Below are 3,467 nucleotides of genomic sequence, written 5' to 3'. Positions count from 1 at the left end.
GGCCGGGCTCCGGGGAAGCAGATCCGGCACGCACCAACGGGCGACCGCGGCTCCCGGGGGTTGACGCGCCGACCGTCGCGGGGACGACGGTCCGGGGCTGACGGGCGCCCGGCCTGCGCCCGGACCGGCGGGCGTGGACCTGCCCTGGAGGGTCACCGGGCCGCCGCGGCGGAGTCCGTCCGCTCCTTCCACAGCCGTTCGTACGCCTCGTGGCAGGACCAGTACGTCCAGCCGGTCACTCGGAGGAAGGCGGGCAGGAGGCCGTCGGCCTCCTGCCAGTCGTGGACGACGGCACCGTCCGGGGTGCCGTCGTCGGGGACGAACCCGCACTCGAACTGCGCGTGGCCGTGGACCCTGGGTGCGCTGCCGGTCAGGGCCCAGCGCCGGCGGAGCGTCCGCCCGCCGGGGCCCTGCTTCGTCGGCGGATCGGCGATGGGCCCGAAGTAGTCCAGCGTCGGGTCGGTCAGAGCGGCGTCGTCGATGGCCATGGTGCAGTCTCCTTCGTCGGGTCGGGTGGTGTCGGCGGATCGGCGGGAGCACGGGGGCGCGGCGGGGGATGGAGCTGGCGCGCCGGGAGTGCGCCGCTCGTAGAGGGGCGGCCGCCGCGCGTTGCCGATCGGGCACCGGTCGGTGCGCCGGTGTGCCACGATGCTTTCGGTAGGGGCCTGTTGGGCGTGTCCGTTGCCGGGCGGAGCCTCCTGCGCGTCCTGTGACAGGGAGGTCGGCCGATGAACGTGCTGTCCCCGGTGGCCTTCGTCGTCTTCGCCAGCGCGCTGCTTCCTACCGCCGCCGTTGTCCAGGGCGCGGTGGCGCGTCGTGGCCAGCGCCGGGCCCCGCAGGCCGTGATCGGGATCAGCGTCGCCGTCATGGTGCTGGCCGTGGCCAGCCTGGCGGTGACGGTCTGGATCGTCTGCCGGTGGTTCACCGGTCAGTGCAGCGGTACTTCGTTCTGGACGGCGATTCTCGCCATGGTGGCGGGAGGCTGGGCCTACACGCTGGCCCCCGAGATCACGTGGGCCCGGCGGGCGGCGTAGGAGCCTCACGCTCACGTCGTGGCCGGTCCGCCCGAGACCTCACCGTCCCCACGCACGAGTCCGGAGTCCGCAGCAGCTTCCCTGCGCCGGGCGCGGGTGGCCCGCGAGCTCAGTCGGTAGGCCAGTCCTTCGGCCAGGCCGAGCGCGGTGTGTGCAGGCGGGCCCGGGTGGCGCCGGCGCGCTCAAGCTCTTCGACGAGGACGGTGAGGACGACGCGGGCGAGCATCGGCATGATCCCGTCCTTTGCGTCCAGGGTCAGGGTCAGGTTCGCCTCGTCGACCCAGAGGTAGTTCGCGTAGTAGGGGGCGGTGTGGATCTCCTCGTCGGAGGGGATCCGGCCGTCCTCGGTCGCCTGGCGTACCGAGGGGTCGGCAGCTCGGAGTGCGGCGGCGCCGGCCACCGGGTCGCAGCCGGTGACCGCCACGCACCAGACCTGGGAGGCGAGGACCTCGTAGTCCTCGCTGGTGATCGTGAGGATCGGCAGCGTTCCCGGGGTGACGGTGATCCCGCCGGGGCGGCTCAGCGACGACGCTGCGCGCCGCATCCAGCCGGCGGCGCGCGCGTCGTGCGCCTCGAGGTATGCCTGCGTGATGCGCCAGGGCACATCGCGGGCGCCGAGCGCGGCAGCCTCCACGAACTGGACCTCGGCGTCCTCGCCGGCACCGCCGTCCAGCAGCTCGCACCCGCGCCGGAACGCGGCCTCGCCCTCGTCGTGGCGCTCAGTAGCCTTGTGGTCATCCATGGCCGCATGCATAGCAGCCACCGCCGACAGCTGGGCGTGGACGACGGCCTCGGCGGTAGCCGGGCTGCAGCCGCCGCGATCGCCAACGGCCTTGACGGAGCGGGCCTGTAGGATCGCCCGGCCGAAGCGGGAGCATCCGTACCCTTTGGTGCTCGGCGGCCGACGCACCTGGCCCGGCCCCCGATCGTGTTGAACGGCATCGCCGGCGCCGTCGTCGTGCTCCGGCTGAAATCGAGGGAGTGCCGTGCCAGTTGACCACCGAGACCGAAACCGCTGGATCGCATTCGAGCGCCGAGCTGACGCCTTCGCACCGGTATCCGTCGCGCAGTCCCTCGCGGCCGGCGTCGGTGTGGCCGCGCTGACGGCCGTCAGCGGCATCGTGGCGCTCGCCGTGACGCAGTGGAACATCGACCAGTGGCAGGTGACCCCGGGGTTCGGACTCGTGCTGAAGGCGCTGGGCTTCTACCCGCTCCTCCCGGGACTGTGCGCGCTCATCCTCTCGGCGGCCGCAGTCGTCGTCTCCGTGGCAGCGGTGTTCGACAAGGGCGGTCTTCACGAGGACAGCGACGACTGCACGTGCCGCAGGTGTCGCTGGAGCCACTGGATCGCCCTGGACATGCGTCCGTGGACTCTCGGCGACTCACTGCTCAGGACGGCGGTCAACGCCCTGGTCATCGGGCTGGCCGCTGATACGGCCAGCGCCGTCGGATTCGCTCTGTACCAGCTGCCGGACGGGCTGCCGAAGGCCCTGCGCGTCGCCGGAGCCCTCCTCGGCATCGTTCCGATCATGGCCGCCTTCATCGCCCGCATGGTCAACGTGCTGTGGTCGATCTCCCGGACGCAAGGCGTGTTCAGCATTCGGGAGCACCGGATCTGGTCGCGGGAGAACAGGACGTCCCCGGCCCTCGTGGCGCTCCATGAAGCGTTCGACGACGGAGATCCCCAGGAGCGGCTCTTCCGGCAGTTCCTGACCTCAGGACAGCTTCCCCGGCGGATCAGCGGCGAGGGGGAGACCGCGGAGACCTACCGGCTGCTGGGAGTCGACGCGCAGTGGACGGACCCGCAGGACGCGCTCGGGCTCGTCGCGGCGACCTGGCCCGCCGGGTGGGAACTCGTCCGCCAGGAGATCGGTGCCTACTGGTTCGAGCTGGTCGACGAGACCGGCACGCCGATGGCCGAGGGACTGGTCAACAGCAAGATCTACGACCCGCGGGCGCACGTGCGCCTCACCGACGCCGGACGCCGCGAGGTACGACGGCGCTGGTACGCCCTGCCCGAGGACGAGCGGGCACTGGTGCAGCAGCGCGGCGGCCCGTGGACGTCGGCGTACCCGACGGTGGAGGACGGCCCGCGCTTCGCCGAGGCAGACAACTACGCCCTGGTCGCCGCGCGGCTGCGGGCCAGGGGCTGGACCATCGGCGTCGAATCGCCCAGCGGCCTCCAGATCAGCCTCTCCGACGCGGCGTCCGCGTGGACTGCCGAGCGCACAGCGGGGGAGGTCTTCTGGCTGCTGCCCGGCGACTTCGGCGCGCCCGTGACCGGCGCCGCCGGCCCCGGCGCGTATCCGTGGTACCCGCAGGCGACGCAGGCCTCCTGGCAGGACCCCGGCGCGCTGGCTGACGAGATCGACCAGATCCTCCGGCACGGCTACCGCGACGACCACCACCCGGACGGTCAGGACATCGACGCGG

General features: G+C 72.6%; 4 protein-coding genes. 2 read left to right on the top strand and 2 right to left on the bottom strand.

Features of this window, described 5'->3' with window-relative positions; genetic code table 11:
- Positions 1–152: 152 nt before the first annotated feature.
- Positions 153–488 (bottom strand): hypothetical protein, encoded by a 336-nt coding sequence (locus BMY61_RS43700; protein ID WP_042449643.1) that lies wholly within the window; start codon positions 486–488, stop codon positions 153–155.
- A 240-nt stretch (positions 489–728) separates the two neighbouring features.
- Here BMY61_RS43700 and BMY61_RS43695 point away from each other — a divergent pair, with 240 nt between their 5' ends.
- Positions 729–1,034 carry a hypothetical protein gene (locus BMY61_RS43695; protein ID WP_042449646.1) on the top strand — a complete coding sequence of 102 codons (306 nt, stop codon included), beginning with the start codon at positions 729–731 and terminating at the stop codon, positions 1,032–1,034.
- A gap of 109 nt (positions 1,035–1,143) precedes the next feature.
- Here the strand turns inward: BMY61_RS43695 and BMY61_RS43690 are convergent, their stop codons facing one another.
- Positions 1,144–1,776 (bottom strand): hypothetical protein, encoded by a 633-nt coding sequence (locus BMY61_RS43690; RefSeq protein ID WP_143094853.1) that lies wholly within the window; start codon positions 1,774–1,776, stop codon positions 1,144–1,146.
- 244 nt (positions 1,777–2,020) lie between these two features.
- Here BMY61_RS43690 and BMY61_RS43685 point away from each other — a divergent pair.
- Positions 2,021–3,467, top strand: a 1,447-nt coding sequence (locus BMY61_RS43685; protein WP_143094852.1) for a hypothetical protein, incomplete at its 3' end; no start/stop codon positions are given.

This window comes from Streptacidiphilus jiangxiensis (assembly GCF_900109465.1).
Taxonomy (GTDB): Bacteria; Actinomycetota; Actinomycetes; order Streptomycetales; family Streptomycetaceae; genus Streptacidiphilus; species Streptacidiphilus jiangxiensis.
Note: the sequence above shows the minus strand (reverse complement) of the source record. Positions and strands in the feature narration are given on the sequence as shown.

What these genes read in the sequence shown, in the direction of transcription:
- BMY61_RS43700 (WP_042449643.1), bottom strand. Translation starts at nt 488, where the DNA reads ATGGCCATCGACGACGCCGCTCTGACCGACCCGACGCTGGACTACTTC.
- BMY61_RS43695 (WP_042449646.1), top strand. Translation starts at nt 729, where the DNA reads ATGAACGTGCTGTCCCCGGTGGCCTTCGTCGTCTTCGCCAGCGCGCTG.
- BMY61_RS43690 (WP_143094853.1), bottom strand. Translation starts at nt 1,776, where the DNA reads ATGGATGACCACAAGGCTACTGAGCGCCACGACGAGGGCGAGGCCGCG.